This window comes from Pseudomonas sp. (genome assembly GCF_049645325.1).
Lineage (GTDB): Bacteria > Pseudomonadota > Gammaproteobacteria > Pseudomonadales > Pseudomonadaceae > Aquipseudomonas.
In genome coordinates this window covers 1-17,018 of sequence record NZ_JBARTQ010000380.1, presented here as the reverse complement: position 1 = coordinate 17,018, position 17,018 = coordinate 1, and the positions used below count along the sequence as shown (strand labels likewise).

14 protein-coding genes and 1 pseudogene are annotated in these 17,018 nt (G+C 60.4%); 4 read left to right on the top strand and 11 right to left on the bottom strand.

Annotated features, from left to right (window positions below):
- A partial coding sequence (locus WBB95_RS16735) for a DUF6531 domain-containing protein (protein WP_424488604.1) occupies nt 1-1,579 on the bottom strand: 1,579 nt, incomplete at its 3' end.
- Between the two features lie 218 nt (nt 1,580-1,797).
- Complete coding sequence (locus WBB95_RS16730) at nt 1,798-2,412, bottom strand: LysE family translocator (RefSeq protein WP_424488603.1); 615 nt, start codon at nt 2,410-2,412, stop codon at nt 1,798-1,800.
- Nucleotides 2,413-2,558: 146 nt separating this feature from the next.
- Between WBB95_RS16730 and WBB95_RS16725 the strand changes: the two genes are divergently transcribed.
- Together WBB95_RS16725 and WBB95_RS16720 are read left to right on the top strand one after the other, a co-directional pair.
- Nucleotides 2,559-3,644 (top strand): DUF1615 domain-containing protein, encoded by a 1,086-nt coding sequence (locus WBB95_RS16725; RefSeq protein WP_424488602.1) that lies wholly within the window; start codon nt 2,559-2,561, stop codon nt 3,642-3,644.
- A 247-nt stretch (nt 3,645-3,891) separates the two neighbouring features.
- Complete coding sequence (locus tag WBB95_RS16720; protein WP_424488601.1) at nt 3,892-4,308, top strand: PaaI family thioesterase; 417 nt, start codon at nt 3,892-3,894, stop codon at nt 4,306-4,308.
- A 118-nt stretch (nt 4,309-4,426) separates the two neighbouring features.
- Here WBB95_RS16720 and WBB95_RS16715 read toward each other — a convergent pair whose 3' ends face one another.
- From WBB95_RS16715 to WBB95_RS16705, 3 genes are read right to left on the bottom strand one after another with little or no spacing between them, the layout of a single operon-like run.
- Entirely contained in the window at nt 4,427-5,608 is a 1,182-nt protein-coding gene (locus WBB95_RS16715; protein WP_424488600.1) for an acetyl-CoA C-acetyltransferase, read from the bottom strand.
- Nucleotides 5,609-5,619: 11 nt separating this feature from the next.
- Complete coding sequence (locus WBB95_RS16710) at nt 5,620-6,279, bottom strand: CoA transferase subunit B (protein WP_065872325.1); 660 nt, start codon at nt 6,277-6,279, stop codon at nt 5,620-5,622.
- A 34-nt stretch (nt 6,280-6,313) separates the two neighbouring features.
- Nucleotides 6,314-7,012 (bottom strand): CoA transferase subunit A, encoded by a 699-nt coding sequence (locus tag WBB95_RS16705; RefSeq protein WP_424488599.1) that lies wholly within the window; start codon nt 7,010-7,012, stop codon nt 6,314-6,316.
- A gap of 133 nt (nt 7,013-7,145) precedes the next feature.
- Between WBB95_RS16705 and WBB95_RS16700 the strand changes: the two are divergent.
- Nucleotides 7,146-8,050 (top strand): annotated as a pseudogene (locus WBB95_RS16700) (LysR family transcriptional regulator).
- A gap of 72 nt (nt 8,051-8,122) precedes the next feature.
- On the opposite strand, the gene WBB95_RS16695 reads toward WBB95_RS16700, so the two are convergent.
- The 6 genes from WBB95_RS16695 to WBB95_RS16670 form a co-directional block, all read right to left on the bottom strand.
- Entirely contained in the window at nt 8,123-8,452 is a 330-nt protein-coding gene (locus WBB95_RS16695; RefSeq protein ID WP_424488598.1) for a hypothetical protein, read from the bottom strand.
- 617 nt (nt 8,453-9,069) lie between these two features.
- Entirely contained in the window at nt 9,070-9,915 is an 846-nt protein-coding gene (locus WBB95_RS16690) for an NAD-dependent protein deacetylase (protein WP_424488597.1), read from the bottom strand.
- 8 nt (nt 9,916-9,923) lie between these two features.
- Entirely contained in the window at nt 9,924-10,364 is a 441-nt protein-coding gene (locus WBB95_RS16685; RefSeq protein WP_424488596.1) for a CBS domain-containing protein, read from the bottom strand.
- A gap of 132 nt (nt 10,365-10,496) precedes the next feature.
- Nucleotides 10,497-12,437 carry a DNA topoisomerase III gene (locus tag WBB95_RS16680; protein ID WP_424488595.1) on the bottom strand — a complete coding sequence of 647 codons (1,941 nt, stop codon included), beginning with the start codon at nt 12,435-12,437 and terminating at the stop codon, nt 10,497-10,499.
- Between the two features lie 171 nt (nt 12,438-12,608).
- Nucleotides 12,609-14,231, bottom strand: a complete 1,623-nt coding sequence (locus WBB95_RS16675; RefSeq protein WP_424488594.1) for an MFS transporter — start codon at nt 14,229-14,231, stop codon at nt 12,609-12,611.
- Between the two features lie 65 nt (nt 14,232-14,296).
- Nucleotides 14,297-15,943, bottom strand: a complete 1,647-nt coding sequence (locus tag WBB95_RS16670; RefSeq protein ID WP_424488593.1) for a GMC family oxidoreductase — start codon at nt 15,941-15,943, stop codon at nt 14,297-14,299.
- 129 nt (nt 15,944-16,072) lie between these two features.
- Here WBB95_RS16670 and WBB95_RS16665 point away from each other — a divergent pair, with 129 nt between their 5' ends.
- Nucleotides 16,073-16,966 carry a LysR family transcriptional regulator gene (locus tag WBB95_RS16665; protein ID WP_424488592.1) on the top strand — a complete coding sequence of 298 codons (894 nt, stop codon included), beginning with the start codon at nt 16,073-16,075 and terminating at the stop codon, nt 16,964-16,966.
- Nucleotides 16,967-17,018 lie beyond the last annotated feature (52 nt).

Sequence of the window (17,018 nt, the reverse complement as noted above, 5' to 3'; positions counted from 1 at the left end):
GAAAGTGGTAGAACCGCGACGCTTGAGCCAGCACCAGTTCATCAGGCGAAGAACCTAAATAGATCGCGGCTTCGGCGAGGCTATTGGTGATCGCAGGTCGAGCAGCAGTAGGCAGCGGAAACTCAGTAATGCGATTCTCGTGATCCGTCCACACCACCGAATCACCCACCACCGCCAGCCGCTGCGCCAGCGAGTGGCTCCAGCCAAACCCCAGCCCACAATCGACTTCCACGGCACTGGTGCGATACAGCCGCGACCAGTCAAACGGCAAAATTCCGTCCAGCGTGCCGTCAACCAGGGTCAGCAATTCCTCGCCGGTGACCATCGACACCGGGCAACCATTGGTTACGGTCTTGTCCGCGCTGGACGCCGCATCGCCGTTCTGATTTTTCCCGGACGAAGGCGCGTCATCGACATGTTCCTGCCTGACCAACGCCGTGCGCTGCGTCTTGCTGCGAACCGCCGGCACCGCGTTCGAAACCAGTTGATCCCCAGCCTTCAACGGCACATCCGGAATCGTCTTGATCGACACCGCCGGCCCACCCAGCAAGATCGGCTTGGCCAACTCAGCATGCTCATCCAGACGCGCTTTGCCGAACTGCGTGGCCACGCGTTCCAACCACTCGCGCGCCCGGCGAGACTTGATGCCGCCCAGCACTGTCGGACTCATGCGCAGCACCACGCCCATCCCGCCGGTCGCAAGGCCTAGCAATAGGTTGATCAGCACCTCACCACTGATCTCACCGAGCAACTCGTTCATATACGGCGGCGGCATCAACCGCATCCAACTCACGAATGCCGACAGGTAGATAAATATCAGTGGCTCATCACTGAGCACCAGCAAGCCTTTCGCCAGAGTCTCGGCGCTTAGCGCCAGCAGTTTTTCAAGCTCAGCCTGGGACAGGTAATGCAGCAGCTTTTCGGCATAACGCAGCGGGTGCGCAATCCACTCATACAGCTGCTTGATGTTGTCCCACAACGCGTTCAGCGCTTCGCCAAACCCACGGGCATAGGCTGCGTGCAACTGGAGGTAACGCTTGAGGAAATTCGCCTCGGAATAGTTTTCCCAGAGCGGTCCGAAAGTGGTCGTCCACTCACCGCGCAGCCAGCCCTCCAGCGGCGCGATAACCGACTGGTAGGACGCATACAACGCCTTGTAATGCGCTTTGGAAACGTTGGGATAGAAATTGACCCGGTACTGCTGGTTGCGATCACACTCGGTGACTTCAAGGATGCCACTTGGGCCGATGGTTTTATGGATGGGCTCACCCAGCGGCCCACCCGCAGGATCCACGCGTTGCAGCACCACCGGCGTATTGCCGATGGGCACAAACTTCGCGCTCTGGAACATATGCACCAGGGTCAACGTACCGTTGGCCTTACAGGTGGCAACGGTGCTGCTGGGAATGAGGGAACGGTTGATCGGTGCGACGAGGGCGACTTCGTTGCCGACCTTGAACACCTGCTCGATATCCAGCGCCGAAAAGCTGAAAAAGCTTTCCGCCCAAAGGTCATAGCTATTGAGGCAGCGTTTGAAATCGCTGATGACGGATTCGACGTCGCGCGTCTTCGAATCCATCGCGGCCAGCACCAGCAAGCCAATGGTTTGGCTGGTGGCGGCGATCAAGAAACGGCCCCTTCAGGCCGGGCACTACTGAGAAAAACCATCTGCAATCCCTCGCACTGTGTGATCAGGCGAAGGACTTTGCAGAGGTTTTCAGGAAAGGGATGTAGAGCTTATCTTGCTGTTACGTGGGAAGTTTCAGCAGTACTTGTCCGCTGTCGAGACCAGAACATTCAGCGCTGTGCAAACGCCAGGTTCAGCCCCAGCCCCGCAAAGGCCGCGGCAAAACTGCGACGCAACCAATTCTGCACCCGTGGCGACTCGATCACCGCGCGGCGGAACACGTTGGCCAACAGGCCATACAGTACAAATACGGCAAACGTCATCGCCATGAACACGCTGCTCAGCACCAACATTTGCAGGGCCGGTGCGGTGCTGCCGGGTGTTACGAACTGCGGCAGGAAGGCCAGGAAAAAAATGGTCAGCTTGGGGTTCAGAATGTTCAGTAAGAAGCCACGCAGCATCAGGCTGCGCGCTGTGGCCACCGTCGGTGTTTCTGTCATGGCGAAGGCCGAGCGGTCGCGCCAGGTGGCGTATGCGAGGTAGAGCAGGTAGGCGACTCCGGCAAACTTCAAGGCTTCGAAGGCCAGTGCGCTGGTGTGCAGCAGGGCGGAGAGGCCGAGAATGGACGCCAGCAAGTGAGGAATGATCCCCGAGGTGCACCCGAGCGCGGCGAACGTGCTGGCGCGTTTACCGGCGGTCAGTCCGGTGGACACGGTAAAGATCACGCCGGTGCCGGGGATCAGCACGACAATCAGGCAAGTGACGAGGAAATTCAGGCTGAGCATGGCATTCAAACGCCTTGCATGAATGGTCGATGCCCGATCCTGTCACGTTCGGTCACGACTGGCGAGTGCAGCAGGTCGGCGAACCCCGGTTAGACTTACCTGTCGATATCCGCAATGCCCGGCCCGTTGTTATTCAAGGAAGCCCCATGTATTCAAGCCGACTAATCCTGTGCCTCACTGCCTTTCTGGTGCTGGCCGGTTGCTCCACCCCGCGCGGCCCGCAACAGCCCGAGCGCAGCGAGGCCGAGGTGAAGGCGCAGATCGTGCGCTTGCTGCCAGCCACGGTGCCGGACCGCAGCGGTTGGGCGCAGGATATCTACACGGCCTTCGATGCCCAGAAAATCTATCCCAGCACTGAAAATATCTGCGCCGTACTGGCGGTGACGGAGCAAGAGTCCACCTATCAAGTTGACCCGCCCGTGCCGAACATGGGCAAGATTGCCCAGGATGAAATCCTGCGACGTGCGGCAAACGTCCATGTGCCCGCTTTCATGGTGCGCAGTGCACTGCAAGTGCGCTCGCCCAATGGCAAGTCCTATAGCGACCGCCTGAATGCCGCGCGCACGGAAAAAGACCTGAGTGGCATATTTGACGATTTCATCAGCATGGCGCCGTTGGGCAACACGCTGTTTGGTGGCTTCAACCCCGTGCATACCGCAGGCCCGATGCAGGTCAGCATTGAGTTTGCGCAAAAACAGGCGCGGGATTATCCCTACACCGTGGATGGCACGATTCGCCGGGAAGTCTTTACCCGGCGCGGTGGCATGTATTTCGGCATCGCCCATTTGCTCGGTTACCCGGTGAGCTACGATGCGCCGTTGTACCGCTTTGCCGACTTCAATGCCGGTTGGTACGCCAGCCGCAACGCCGCGTTCCAGGCGGCTGTCAGCCGTGTCACGGGCACCGAGCTGGCGCTGGATGGCGACTTGATTCGCTACGGCTCATTGCTGCCGGGCAGCACTGAGTTGGCGGTGCGCTCCCTGGGCGCGAAGTTGGACATGCGTAACCCCAGTATCCGCAGCCAGTTGGAGCAGGGCGAGCAACTGGATTTCGAGCAGACGACCCTTTACAAGCGCGTGTTCACCCTGGCCGACAAGGCTGCTGGCAAGCCGATGCCACGGGCGATTCTGCCGGGTATCGTGCTCAAGAGTCCGAAAATCACGCGCAACCTCACCACGGCTTGGTTCGCCAAACGCGTGGATGAGCGTTATCAGCGCTGTATGAAGCGTTGATCAGACGTGGCGTTTGACGACGCGGCGCCCCCCCCCTCACGGATTACAACCTGCAACCCATAGCCCATGCTTTAGGGCGGCTTGCTGACCATCAAGCTGTCGTCCTGGTTGCAGAGCCATTCGCGGCGATTAACGCGGGCCTGATGGATTAACGCAAAGCATCGCGAGTGATTTGCGTGGCTGATGGTGATAGTCGCTGCAAGCGGGCAGGCGTACACCTCAAACCTTATGCCAAGGAAGACTCGCCATGATCACTCACGCCGTGCCTGAAGGTTTCAGCGCTTTGCCCCGCAGTAGCCCGCTCCTTGATTTGCTCGGCCCGGCGTATTGCCGGGGTGAGGGTTTGCAACTGGAAATCGGCCTGCGCGCCGATAATCGCCATGCCAATGGGCGCGGCACGGTGCATGGCGGGGTGTTGGCAACCCTGGCGGATATCGGTATGGGGTACGCGATGGCGTTTTCCAGTGAGCCACCGTTGCCGTTGATTACGGCGAGCATGACCGTGGATTACTTGGGCGCGGTGCAGGTGGGAGAGTGGATTGTGGTGCGGTTGGAGCATCACAAACGCGGGCGGCAGATGGCGTTTGCCACGGTGAGCTTGCAAGTGGGAGAGAAGATGGTGGCGCGGGCGAATGCGGTGTTTGCGGTGCCACAACCTCAGTGACAACGAAAATCAAAGATGGGAGCAGGCAAGCCAGCTCCCACAATGGCACTGTTTATATTCAGGCAAAGAAAAAGCCCGGTTTTCGTGGAACCGGGCCTTTTCGGTGTTGCTCTTGGAATCAGCTGCGTTCGAGGGCGAGGGCTACACCCTGGCCGCCACCGATGCACAGGGTCGCCAGGCCTTTCTTGGCATCGCGCTTGATCATTTCATGCAACAGGGTCACCAGCACGCGGCAACCTGAGGCGCCAATCGGGTGGCCGATGGCGATGGCGCCACCGTTGACGTTGACCTTTTCGGCGTCCCATTCCAACTCTTTGCCCACTGCCAGCGATTGCGCAGCGAATGCTTCGTTGGCTTCGATCAGGTCCAGGTCGCCCAGGCTCCATCCTGCTTTGTCCAGGCAGCGGCGGGTGGCCGAGACCGGGCCAATGCCCATGATCGCCGGGTCGACACCGGCGTTGGCGTAGCTGGCGATGCGGGCCAGCACGGGCAGGCCGAGGGCCTTGGCCTTGTCGGCGCTCATCAGCAATACGGCGGCGGCGCCGTCGTTGAGGCTGGACGCATTGCCGGCGGTGACACTGCCGTCTTTCTTGAACGCGGGTTTCAATCTGGCCAGGGATTCGGCGGTGGTGCCGGCGCGCGGCTGTTCATCCACGCTGAAGGCCACCGGGTCGCCCTTGCGCTGGGGAATCAGGATCGGCGTGATTTCATCGGCAAAACGCCCGGCTTCAATGGCCGCGGAGGCTTTTTGCTGGGACGCGGCCGCGAAGGCATCCTGGGCTTCACGGCTGATGCCGTACTTGTCCACCAGGTTTTCGGCGGTGATGCCCATGTGGTAATCGTTGAACGCATCCCACAGGCCGTCGGTGATCATGCTGTCGATCATCTTGGCGTGGCCCATGCGCAAACCGGTGCGCGCGGCGGGTAAGACGTACGGGGCGAGGCTCATGTTCTCCATGCCGCCAGCGATGATCACCTCTGCGTCGCCGCAACGGATGGCTTGCGCGCCGAGGTGCAGCGCCTTGAGGCCTGAGCCGCAGACCTTGTTCAAGGTCAGGGCCGGCACGGCGTGAGGCAGTCCGGCGAGAATCGAGGCTTGGCGGGCAGGGTTTTGGCCGCTGCCTGCGGTGAGGACCTGGCCGAGAATCACTTCATCCACTTGAGCCGGGTCCAGACCGGTCTGCTCCAACAGGCGACGGATCACTGCCGCGCCCAGTTCCGGTGCCGGGATACTGGCCAGCGAACCTTGAAAGCTGCCCACGGCGGTGCGGGTGGCAGCAACAATCACGACGTCTTGCATGGAATCTGTCCTCACTGGAAGTGCATTTCTGGAACGTGGTCCGGGACGATCAGTTTACCGGCGGTCTTGCTCACAATCTCTTCAACGCTGACGCCAGGTGCGCGTTCCTTGAGGACAAAAGCGCCATTTTCGATTTCCAGGTACGCAAGGTCGGTCAGCACGCGCTTGATGCAGTTGGCGCCCGTCAGCGGCAGGCTGCATTGGCTGAGCAACTTGGACTCACCGTCCTTGGAGGCGTGGGTCATGATCACGATGATGTTTTCGGCGCCAGCCACCAGGTCCATCGCGCCGCCCATGCCTTTTACCAGCTTGCCGGGGATCATCCACGAGGCGATGTTGCCTTGCACGTCCACTTCAAACGCGCCGAGCACGGTGAGGTCGACGTGGCCGCCACGAATCATCGCGAAGGACTCGGCGGAAGAGAAGATCGACGCGCCGATACGCGCGGTCACGGTCTGCTTGCCGGCGTTGATCATGTCGGCATCGATGGTGTCTTCGGTTGGAAACGGGCCCATGCCCAGCAGGCCGTTTTCCGACTGCAGCATCACTTCCATGCCTTCGGGAATGTAGTTGGCTACCAGGGTCGGAATGCCGATACCGAGGTTGACGTAGAAGCCGTCCTGCATTTCGCGGGCGACACGTTGAGCCATTTGTTCGCGGGTAAGCGCCATTTTGTGTGTCCTTATTGTTCGGGCTGGAGGCAGGTTATTTGCGCACGGTGCGCTGTTCGATGCGCTTCTCGAAGGTGCCGCAAATGACCCGGTCGACGTAGATGCCAGGGGTGTGGATCTGCGCCGGGTCCAGCTCGCCCGGTTCGACGATTTCTTCGACTTCAACCACAGTGATCTTGCCGGCGGTGGCGGCAAGCGGATTGAAGTTCTGGGCGGTGTGGCGATAGATAACGTTGCCGAAGTGGTCGGCTTTCCAGCCTTTGACGATCGCGAAGTCGCCGGTGATGGATTCTTCCATCAGGTAGGGGCGGCCGTTGAACTCACGGGTTTCCTTGCCTTCGGCGACCGGGGTGCCGACGCCGGTGGCGGTGAAGAAGGCCGGAATGCCGGCACCGCCTGCGCGCATTTTTTCCGCCAGGGTGCCCTGGGGGGTCAGAATGACTTCGATTTCGCCGCTAAGCAGCTGCTTTTCGAACAGCGCGTTTTCACCGACGTAGGACGCGATCACTTTACTGATCTGCTTTTCTTCCAGCAGCACGCCCAAGCCGAAACCGTCGACACCACAGTTGTTGGAAACCACGGTCAAGTCGCGGGTGCCTTTGCGCTTGATCTCGGCGATGAGGTTTTCCGGAATGCCGCACAGGCCAAAACCGCCTGCGAGCACGGTCATGCCGTCTTCCAGGCCTGCCAGCGCTTCTTCATAGGACGCCACGCGTTTATCGAAACCTGCCATATGCACCTCTTTTATTGTGTGTGGGCCAGCCAATGACTTGAGTGTTGCGCTGACGGATTGATTTGTTAAGTTGTTTTTTAAGGTTGATTAATTTAAAAAACAGCATAGTCGATTCGTCCTCCGGAGTAGCGCCATGACCGTCAAACAGATGCGGGCTTTTTTGGCCGTGGCCCAGAGCCTGAGTTTTGCCGCTGCCTGCGAGCGCCTGCACCTTTCTCAGTCGGCGTTAAGCCTGACCATCAAGGGCCTTGAAGAAGGGCTGGGCGGGCGTCTGTTCAGCCGCAATACCCGCAATGTAGCGCTGACCCCCGAAGGTGAATCGCTGCTACCCCTGGCACGTCGGCTGATCGCCGATTGGGATAACGCCGAAGATGAGCTGCGCCAGCGCTTCACCCTGCAGCGCGGACGCGTCACGGTGGCGGCAATGCCGTCGTTTGCGGGCAATTTGCTGCCACCGATCCTGAAGATATTCCGCGCGCGTTACCCTCAGGTGAACGTGACCGTGCATGACCTGATCAATGAACAGGTGCTGGAGATGGTCCGCGACCGCCAAGTGGAACTGGGTGTGGCGTTCGAGCCGTCTGACGGCTCGTCTTTGGCATTCACGCCGTTGTACCTCGACCGCTTTATTGCCGTGGTGCCGGGTGACTCACCCTTGGCCCTGTGTGAGGAAATCGACTGGAAAACCCTGCTGGAGCAACCGTTTATTACCCTGCAGCGGCCGTCTACGGTGCGGGTGATGCTGGAAGAGCATTTGGGTGCCTTGCAGATGAAGTTGCCGGTAGCGCTGGAAAGTCATCAATTGGCAACCGTGGGCAAGATGGTTGCCAGTGGCCTGGGCGTCAGTGCTGTACCCGCATTGTGTGCACGGCAGATGGAGGAGGCGGGCGCCCATTGCATCACCCTGAGTGACCCGGTGATCGAGCGCCGATTGGTGTGCTGACCAAACCAGGGCATGAACTGTCGGCGGCGGCACAAGTGTTGTTTGATATTTTTCGTGATGAAGCCAGCAAGGGACGGTTCCCCGCGTTGTTATAAAGTTATTGTAACGTTGAAATTAAAAAGCCCGCTCGAATAAACGAGCGGGCTTGAATGGTTAATGCTGGAGGATCAGCAGTATCTATCGATCACTTTAATGTTCGATTGGCCGCGCAGGTTCTGCCACTCGGTATTGAGGGTATGAAAGACCTGCTCAATAAAGTTTCGATCAGCTGCGGCCTTCTTGCCGACATAACCCTGGCCACGGCGGTACACCTTCAGACGCGCGGCGAGTTCACGGTGATTGCGGTCAAACTCGGCTTCTTCGGTATTGGGCTCCAGGCAGTCAAGTTGCACTTCGCCCGATTTGCCAATCCACAGGATATGGTCGTCGAGTGTGTCTTTCTGCGCTGCGAACAGCTCAGCCAATTCATCGATAGTTGGTTGGTTGTTCAGATTCATGTGTAAGCCCCTTGACCAGTTGGCGATCTATCAGTTGATTCCGTTAAAACTGCTTAGTTGTCTCCGGTTCCGAAAACCGGGCGTCAGTGACGGTCTGCCGAGTACGGGCAGGGTCTTGAACCTGATGCATGTAGTCTTGCTGATGAACTGCTACGCAATGGTTTCATAACGAAGACAAGCAGCGTTTGAGCTCCTTGTACCGAGCCCTTCGGGCCGGTCAGCTTCATCAATCTGCCTTGTGGGCAGTGCACATCCGGAAAAAACAGCTCGGCGGTCAGACGAGCTCTTTCAAAACGCTTGTTACCAACGCTCCCGATCCGGGAGACGTCTCGATAATGCAAGGTCAAAAAGGTTACGTCAACGATTATGTAGTGATTATTTTTGGTCACTACATAAATCGTTGTGGGGACGGGAGAATGCGGGAAAACGTGACTTGGGCGTCATTTTTGGGGCGAAGGGTCGTGCAGCCAGAAGGAGCAATTCGACCACAAACCATGTGGGAGCTGGCTTGCATGCGACACTAGGCGTTCGGTTAACACTTGGGCAACTGACCCACCGCTATCGCAGGCAAGCCAGCTCCCACATTTTGCTCCACATGTTGATTGGCGGTGGTCTTGCTACCGTAGTCTCTCGACCAGCAACGGCAATAAGCGCTCGCAGGACGCCTCGATTTTCACCTGCAACAGCTCATCCCCGCGGGTCTTGCCCAGGTTGATGGCGATCACCGGCTTGCCTTGCTCGACCATCGCCTTGCACAGGCGAAACGCGGAATAGGCCATCAGCGAGGAACCTACAACGAGCAAACCCTCGGCGTGGTTCACCGCGGCCATGGCCTTGGCCGCCGTGGCCTGGGCAACGTTCTCGCCAAAGAACACGACATCCGGTTTCAAGCGTTGGCCGTTACAGTGAGGGCAGTGGGGTGCCTGGAAACGTTCTTCGAAGGCCGGATCAAGCAGCGTATCGCCGTCGGGTGCCTGTACGGCATCGACACCCGCCAGGTACGGGTTCTCCTCTTCCATCACGCGTTGGATCAGGTCGCGCTCGGTGCGCTGCAGGCAATCCAGGCACAGCACCCGATGCAAACTGCCGTGCAGCTCGATCACATCGTGGCTGCCAGCCTGGTCATGCAAAGTGTCGACGTTCTGCGTAATGAGCCCGCTGATGCGCTCGCGTTGCTGCAGCGTCGCCAGTGCCAAATGGGCCGGGTTGGGCTGCGCAATGCGCACACGCGGCCAGCCCAGCATCGCGCGTGCCCAATAACGGCGTCGTGCGTGTGGGGTGGCCAGGAACTCCTGGTACATCATCGGCGCCTTGCCCCGGCGCACGCCCTCGCTGTCGCGATAGTCAGGGATGCCCGACGACGTGCTGATTCCCGCACCGGTCAGCACCATGAAGCGCCGTTCGGCCATGGCGCGGTGCAGGGTGTCGAGATGGTCTTCTTGATGTTCCAGCGTGTCGAGCATGGGTTCCCCTATTCGCCGCGGATGTATTGCTCCAGCTGTTTGATCAGGTCAGCCTGCTCGGCTATGGCTTCCTTCACCAGGTCGCCGATGGACAGCAGGCCGATCAGCTTGCCATCTTCGACCACGGGAAGGTGGCGCAGGTGACCATCCGTCATGATGTTCATGCAACGCTCGACACTCTGGTGGGTGTCGACGGTAATCACCGGTGAACTCATGATTTCGCTCACCGAGGTGGTCGCCGAAGAGCGCCCCTTGAGGATCAACTTGCGCGCGTAGTCACGTTCGCTGATCACTCCAACCACCCTGCCTTCATCCACGACCGGTAAAGCGCCGACGTTTTTGGCTGCCATCTGGATCAATGCCTCCATCACCGTCTGGTGCGACTTGATGGTGTGCACGTCCTGGTTTTTCTGATCCTTGGCTTTGAGCACTTGTGCGACGGTTTTCATGGCGGCCACTCCGGTGTTGTTGTTAGGAAGTCAGCGAGTCCCCTACAGAATCCTAGACGGCCTGCGCGGGAGCAAGGTCCAAAGCGGCGTTAAACCCGTCGAAAAACGTCATTCGCCGGATTTTTTCGGCGTTCACCCGGCATTTGTCGGCTTTTTCGCGCGCTTGGGGCTGGCAGTTGTCTTGCGCGGAGCCGTCTTGCGCTTCTTTTTCCACGGCGTGGCGCCTTTGCCCGCCGGGCTGGTGATGGTCATGCGCATGCCGTTGCAGCGTGCCACCTGTTTGCTCATCCAGGCTGCCTGCTTGGCGACAAACTCTTCCAGGCTCATTTCGCCGCTTTGCACCATGTCCAGCGCCTGTTCCCAGATTGCAGTGGTGCCGGGGTCGGCGATGGCGCGGGGCACTGCGTCGATCAGGCTGAATGCCGCCGGGGTGGCGGAGAGCGCCTTGCCGTTTTTGACCAGATAACCGCGGTCCAACAGCCCCTGGATGATCCCGGCGCGGGTGGCTTCGGTGCCAATGCCGGTCGTGTCCTTGAGCTTTTGCTTGAGCAGAGGGTCTTCCACCAGTTTGGCGACGTTTTTCATTGCCTTGATCAGGTCGCCTTCGGTGAAAGGTTTGGGCGGCTGGGTCCACAGGTCCTTGAGGTTGACCTTGACGACAGCGTAATCCTGGCCTTGCATTAGCGGAGGCAAGGCCTGGGGGGCAGACACTTCACGGCCTTTGGCAGGTGCCAGGGCTTCGGGCAGCGCACGTTTCCAACCTGGCTCAATGATGACTTTACCCACCGCGCGCAAGGCAAACCCTGCGCAGTCGAAATCGGCCTGGGTACGGTCGTACTCATGGTTGGGCAGGAACTGCGCCAGGTAGCGCGCACGAATCAGCGTATAGACCGCACGATGTTTACCGGTGAGCTGGCTCACGTCCTTGCCGGCTCCGGTAGGAATGATGCCGTGGTGGGCGCTGACCTTGGCGTCATTCCAGGCTCGCGAACGGCGTTGCGCATCGATGTGCGGCATCAATTCGTTCACGGCCGCATCCGCACGGCCCAGCGCCGCGAGAATGGTTGGCGCGTCACTGTGCTGGCTCACCGGCAGGTAACCGCAGTCGCTGCGCGGGTAGGTGATGGCCTTGTGGGTTTCGTAGAGTGACTGGGCAATGTCCAGGGTTTCCTGGGCGCCCAGGCCGAGTTTCTTCGAACAGATTTCCTGCAGGGTGCCAAGGTCGAAGGGCAGCGGCGCCACCTCACGCATGCGCTCGGTACGCAGTTTCACCAGCCGGGCGTTGGCGGCGTTGCTCATGGCATGGGCAGCGTCCCGGGCCAGCTGCGGGTTGAGGCAGCGGCCCTGGTCGTCACAGGCATCGTCGGCAGCGCGCCATTGGGCGGTGAAGGTCATGCGCTCATGGCGCAGGTCGACATCAATGGCCCAGTAGGCCACGGGGACGAAGTCGGCGATGCTGCGGTCGCGGTCGACCACCAGGCGCAGGGTCGGGGTTTGCACGCGGCCCACCGGCAATACGCCCTGATAGCCGGACTGGCGCCCGAGCAAGGTAAACAGGCGACTCATGTTCATGCCGATCAACCAGTCAGCCCGGGAGCGACCGAGGGCCGAGTGGTACAGGCTGAAGGTCTCGGCGCCGGGCTTGAGCGCGGCCAGGGCCTTGCGAATCGAGGCGTCGTCGAGTGCCGAGAGCCACAAGCGCTGGATCGGCCCGCGATAACGGCAATGTTCGACCAACTCCCGGGCAATCATTTCACCCTCACGGTCGGCGTCGGTGGCGATCACCAGTTCCTGCGCTTCTCCCAGCAGACGCTTGACCGCCTTGAACTGGCTGGCGGTCTTGGGCTTGACCTGCATCTTCCATTTTTCCGGGACGATTGGCAGGTCGGCCAATACCCAGCGCTTGTATTTGGCGTCGTAGGCGTCGGGCGGGGCGGTTTCCAGCAGGTGGCCGATGCACCAGGTGACTGTGACCCCGTTGCCCAGCCAGCAACCGTCGCCACGGCGACTGGCGCCGAGCACGGCCGCGATATCCTTGGCCTGGGAGGGTTTTTCACAGAGGTACAGCCGCATGGTCAGCCCATTCGTTACACAGTTGAATGGAGAGCAGGATGGGCAAAAGAAGGGCTTTGATCAACCATTATCTGTATGGATGTACAGCAATGTGTGTGTTGGCCACAAAAATAAAATGTGGGAGTGGACTTGCCCGCTCCCACAGGGATCTACTGCGCTCAGTAGATCATTTTAGTTGTTGTCGATGTCCACATGCCGGGTTTCCTTGAGGCAGAACAGCCCGACAATCAGGCTCACCCCGGTCACCACCACCGGGTACCACAGGCCATAGAAGATATCGCCGGTGTACACCACCAGCGCAAACGACACGGTGGGCAGGAAGCCGCCAAACCAGCCGTTGCCGATGTGGTAGGGCAGGGACATCGAGGTGTAGCGGATGCGCGTCGGGAACAGTTCCACCATCAACGCCGCCAGCGGCCCGTAACACATCGCTGCGATCAGGATCAGCGCGACGATCAGCACCACCACCATCACCTTGTTGACCTGGGCCACGTCCGCCGAAGTCGGGTAACCGGCCAGGGTCACCGCGCCACGCAGGGCGGCTTCGTCATAGCCGTCGATGCGCACATCCCCCACGCTCACTTGCACCGGGCTGCCCGCCGGGGCGACGGCGCTGCTGTATGGCAGGCCTTGCTTGACCAGGAAGGTCTTGACCTTGTCGCACGGGCTGTCAAAACGCGCCTTGCCTACCGGGTCGAACTGGAAGGTACAGGTGGCCGGGTCGGCCAGCACGGTGATGGGCGCCTGGTGGCTGGCCTGGTCCATCGCCGGGTTGGTGTAGTGCGCCAGCCCCTTGAAGATCGGGAAATACAGCACGGTGGCGAGCAACAGGCCGAGCATCAGCACGGGTTTACGGCCGATCTTGTCCGACAGCCAGCCGAAGAATACGAAGAACGGCGCGCCAATCACCACGCTGATGATCAGCAGGACGTTGGCCAGGGCGGGGTCCATTTTCAGGAACTGCGTGAGGAAGAACAGCACATAGAACTGCGCTGCGTAGAAGGTCACCGCTTGCCCGCCGTTGATGCTGAACAGCGCAATCAGCACCACCTTGAGGTTTTCCCATTTGCCGAAGGAGTCGCGGATCGGCGATTTGCTCGCCTTGCCTTCTTCCTTCATTTTCAGGAACGCCGGCGACTCATGCAGGCTCATGCGGATCCAGGTGGAAATGCCCAGCAGCACAATCGAAAACAGGAACGGAATACGCCAGCCCCAGACTTCGAACTGGTCGCCGGTGAAGTAACGGCAGGCCAGCACCACCAGCAACGACAAGAGCAGGCCGAGGGTCGCGGTGGATTGAATCCAGCTGGTGTGAAAGCCGCGCTTGCCGGCCGGGGCGTGCTCGGCCACATAGGTGGCCGCGCCGCCGTATTCACCGCCCAACGCCAGGCCTTGCAGCATGCGCAGCGCGATCAGGATGACCGGCGCGGCGATGCCAATGCTGGCGTAGGTCGGCAACAGCCCGACGCAGAATGTCGCCACGCCCATCAGAATGATGGTCACCAGGAAGGTGTATTTGCGCCCGATCATGTCGCCCAGGCGGCCGAACACCAGCGCGCCGAAAGGCCGCACCACAAAACCTGCGGCGAAGGCCATCAAGGCGAAGATAAACGCCGTGGTGTCGTTGACCCCGGCAAAGAACTGCTTGCTGATCACCGCCGCCAGGGCGCCGTAGAGGAAAAAGTCATACCACTCGAACACCGTCCCGAGGGAGGAGGCAAAGATGACTTTCTTTGAGTCGTTACGGGTGCTCGCATCGATTGCCGAGCCCAGGGGTTGAGCATGTTCTGACATCGGGTGTCCCTCACAGTGATTATTTATTGTTGTTCCACTGTCGGCGCCGGGTGGGGCGCCGCTATTCAGATTGCATGAACCAGTTCTTTCTCCGGGGCGAGGCTCCTTGTGTTCGGCGAAAGGATCATTTGCGCGGCTTTCTCCGCGATCATCAGTGTAGGTGAACAGGTGTTACCCGACGTGATGCGTGGCATTACCGACGCATCGGCGATGCGCAGGCCCGGCACGCCATGCACGCGCAGCTGGGCGTCGACCACTGCGTCCTTGTCATCGCCCATGCGGCAGGTGCCCACCGGATGGAAGATGGTCGTGCCGATGCGCGCGGCGGCTTCCTGCAGTTGTTCTTCGGATTGCAGCGAATCGCCCGGCAGGTATTCCACCGGTTTGAATTGGCTTAAGGCCGGCGCGGCAACAATCCGGCGAGTCAGGCGGATGGCATCGGCAGCCACGCGCAAGTCTTCCGGGTGGCTAAGGTAGTTGGGCCGAATCAGCGGCGCATCTGCCGGGTTGGCCGAGCGAATATCGATACGGCCTCGGCTTTGCGGGCGCAGGTCGCAGACCGACGCGGTAAACGCCGGAAACGCGTGCAGCGGTTCGCCAAAGCGTTCCAGGGACAGCGGTTGCACATGGTATTCAAGGTTGGCCGAGGTCTGTTCCGGGCCGGAGCGGGCGAATGCGCCGAGCTGGCTGGGCGCCATCGACAACGGCCCGCTGCGGTCGTACAGGTAGCGCAGGCCCATGCCCATCTTGCCCCACACGGTGCCGGCGATCTGGTTGAGGGTGCGGGCGTTTTCAAGCTTGTAGATCAGCCGCAGTTGCAGGTGATCCTGCAGGTTGCCGCCCACGCCCGGCAGCTCGTGCAGCACATCGATGCCCAAGGGTTTAAGCACGCTGGACGGGCCGATCCCCGAGCGTTGCAGAATGCCTGGCGAGCCCACGGAGCCTGCGCACAGCACGATTTCCTTGCGTGCCTTCCAGCTTACCGGTTGACCGTGCTGACGTGCGACCACCGTCGATGCGCGGCCGTTTTCGAGCAGCACGCGGTCGACGTCGACGTCGGTCAGTACAGTGAGGTTGGGGCTTTGGCGAACGGGTTTGAGAAACGCCTTGGCCGCATTCCAGCGCACCCCGGACTTCTGATTGACCTGGAAGTAACCGCAGCCTTCGTTATCGCCCTGGTTGAAGTCGCTGATCGGCGCGATGCCGCTTTGCGCCGCCGCGTCACGAAACGCGTCCAGGATCGGCCAGTGCAGGCGCTGTTGCTCGACGCGCCATTCGCCGCCATCGCTGTGAAATTCCGAGCCGCCGGCAAAGTGGTTTTCGCTCTGCTTGAACAGTGGCAGCACATCTTTCCAGGCCCAGCCCGGGTTGCCTTCCGCCGCCCAGCCGTCGTAATCGCGGGCCTGGCCGCGCATATAGATCATGCCGTTGATGGAGGAGCAGCCGCCCAGCACCTTGCCACGCGGGTAACTCAGCGCACGGCCTTGCAGGCCTTCCTGGGCTTCGGTCTTGAAGCACCAGTCGGTGCGCGGGTTGCCGATGCAGAAGAGGTAACCGACGGGGATGTGGATCCAGGGGTAGTTGTCGCGGCCACCGGCTTCTAGCAGCAGCACGCGGTGGGCGGGGTTGGCGGACAGTCGATTGGCCAGCAGGCAGCCTGCGGGGCCGGCGCCTACTACCACGTAATCGTATTCAGCAGCTGCAAGGGGCATCTGAGGTCTCGCTTGTTTTTCTTATTGGCTCCATCCTAGTTGTTAGTTTTCGTCTTAAAAATGTTAGTTTTTACCCAGCTGCTGTGCGTTTTTAAACAGCGCGGCCCGGGCACCGGCAATGGAGGCGACATGTTCGACTGGAATGACCTGCGGTATTTTCTGGAGTTGCAGCGCAGCGGTCGCCTACTGACCGCCGCGCAACGCCTGAAAACCACGCATGCGACCGTGGCCCGGCACATCGAAGCCATCGAAAAAAGCCTCGGCACCGCGCTGTTCGTACAGCACGCCCAAGGCTATGAGCTGACCCCCGCCGGCGAAGCCTTGCTCAAACACGCTGAAGCCATGGAGAACGTCGCGCTGCTGGCCGAAGACGAACTCACCCATTCCGCTGCGCCTCTGGGCAAGATCCGGCTTGGTGTGGCCGAAGGTTTGGGCGTGATGTTCCTGGCCAGCCGCATGGGCGGGCTGTTCGAGCGTTATCCAGGCTTGGAGGTGGAGCTGGTGGCTGTGCCGCGCTTCGTCAGCATCCTCAACCGCGAGGCGGAAATCAGCATTCACCTTGAACGCCCGAGCGTCGACCAGCTTGTCACGCGCAAACTCACCGACTACCGCCTCGCGCTCTATGCCAGCCGCGCCTACCTTGATCGCAACCCGCCGATCGAAAAACGCGAAGACCTCGCCGCCCATGCCTGGATCGATTACGTGGACGATTTGCTCTTCAGCCAGGAGCTGAAATTCCTCAGCAGTTTCTGTCGCAACCCCAGGGTGGTGTTTCACAGCACCAGCGTGATTGCCCAGCACCAGGCCGCACGTTCAGGGTTGGGAATCGCGGTGTTGCCGTGCTTCATGGCGGCCGGCGACCCGGATTTGGTTGCATTGTTGCCAGGGGAGGGGATCGAGCGCAGCTACTGGATCAGCTCGCGCCGGGAATTGCACAAGTCGGTGCGGCTGCGCGTGTTGTGGGATTACGTGGTGGAGCTGTGCGCGCGGGAGCAAGGGTTGCTGCTCGGCGAACCCACCTGACGAAACCGAATAAAAAATGGTGGGAGCTGGCTTGCCTGCGATAGCGGTGTAT

What these genes read in the sequence shown, in the direction of transcription:
- WBB95_RS16675 (WP_424488594.1), bottom strand. Translation starts at nt 14,231, where the DNA reads ATGTCAGAACATGCTCAACCCCTGGGCTCGGCAATCGATGCGAGCACC.
- WBB95_RS16680 (WP_424488595.1), bottom strand. Translation starts at nt 12,437, where the DNA reads ATGCGGCTGTACCTCTGTGAAAAACCCTCCCAGGCCAAGGATATCGCG.
- WBB95_RS16720 (WP_424488601.1), top strand. Translation starts at nt 3,892, where the DNA reads ATGATCACTCACGCCGTGCCTGAAGGTTTCAGCGCTTTGCCCCGCAGT.
- WBB95_RS16715 (WP_424488600.1), bottom strand. Translation starts at nt 5,608, where the DNA reads ATGCAAGACGTCGTGATTGTTGCTGCCACCCGCACCGCCGTGGGCAGC.
- WBB95_RS16710 (WP_065872325.1), bottom strand. Translation starts at nt 6,279, where the DNA reads ATGGCGCTTACCCGCGAACAAATGGCTCAACGTGTCGCCCGCGAAATG.
- WBB95_RS16690 (WP_424488597.1), bottom strand. Translation starts at nt 9,915, where the DNA reads ATGCTCGACACGCTGGAACATCAAGAAGACCATCTCGACACCCTGCAC.
- WBB95_RS16695 (WP_424488598.1), bottom strand. Translation starts at nt 8,452, where the DNA reads ATGAATCTGAACAACCAACCAACTATCGATGAATTGGCTGAGCTGTTC.
- WBB95_RS16725 (WP_424488602.1), top strand. Translation starts at nt 2,559, where the DNA reads ATGTATTCAAGCCGACTAATCCTGTGCCTCACTGCCTTTCTGGTGCTG.
- WBB95_RS16665 (WP_424488592.1), top strand. Translation starts at nt 16,073, where the DNA reads ATGTTCGACTGGAATGACCTGCGGTATTTTCTGGAGTTGCAGCGCAGC.
- WBB95_RS16685 (WP_424488596.1), bottom strand. Translation starts at nt 10,364, where the DNA reads ATGAAAACCGTCGCACAAGTGCTCAAAGCCAAGGATCAGAAAAACCAG.
- WBB95_RS16730 (WP_424488603.1), bottom strand. Translation starts at nt 2,412, where the DNA reads ATGCTCAGCCTGAATTTCCTCGTCACTTGCCTGATTGTCGTGCTGATC.
- WBB95_RS16670 (WP_424488593.1), bottom strand. Translation starts at nt 15,943, where the DNA reads ATGCCCCTTGCAGCTGCTGAATACGATTACGTGGTAGTAGGCGCCGGC.
- WBB95_RS16705 (WP_424488599.1), bottom strand. Translation starts at nt 7,012, where the DNA reads ATGGCAGGTTTCGATAAACGCGTGGCGTCCTATGAAGAAGCGCTGGCA.